The following is a 508-nucleotide window of genomic DNA, read 5'->3' as shown; positions in this document are numbered from 1 at the left end:
ACGCCCCACTCGTCGGCCCAGTGTTCGACGAAGTCGATGATCTCGTCGAAGTGCTGGTAGTGGTCGATGAAGACGGCGGTGGGCTTCTCGTAGCCGTACTTCTCCGCGACCTGGTTGATGAAGTACAGCGTCAGCGTGGAGTCTTTCCCCCCGGTCCACATCACCGCGGGGTTGTCGTACTCCTCGAGTCCGGTCTTGGTGACGTCGATCGCCTTCTCGATTTTGTGCTGGAGCGACGGGTAATCGGCCGGGCCCTCGCCTTCGCCGTCGGTATACGATACATCGACATCGACTGAGGTGTCGGCTGCCATACGACTAGTGCTTTCACCGAATAAAAAGAGTCTTTCCGTGTTTGGACAGTCGCTAATACCCCAGTTTTTACACAGTCTCGGAAAATATATGAGACTAAATGGAAGATTTGCTGATTGTTGGAGTGTTTCTCGCCGCATTTGTTGGCATAAACATTGGCGGGTCGTCGACCGGTGTCGCGTTCGGGCCGGCGATCGGA

Annotated in this window: 1 protein-coding gene; it reads right to left on the bottom strand. The window is 55.5% G+C overall.

The features are described 5' to 3' along the window. The coding region (locus EXE47_RS18290) for a phosphoadenosine phosphosulfate reductase family protein (RefSeq protein WP_345775824.1) at window positions 1-311 on the bottom strand (311 nt) is incomplete at its 3' end. Window positions 312-508 lie beyond the last annotated feature (197 nt).

It is taken from the genome of Halorubrum sp. GN12_10-3_MGM, assembly GCF_005435235.1.
Taxonomy (GTDB): domain Archaea; phylum Halobacteriota; class Halobacteria; order Halobacteriales; family Haloferacaceae; genus Halorubrum; species Halorubrum ezzemoulense.
Note: the sequence above shows the minus strand (reverse complement) of the source record. Positions and strands in the feature narration are given on the sequence as shown.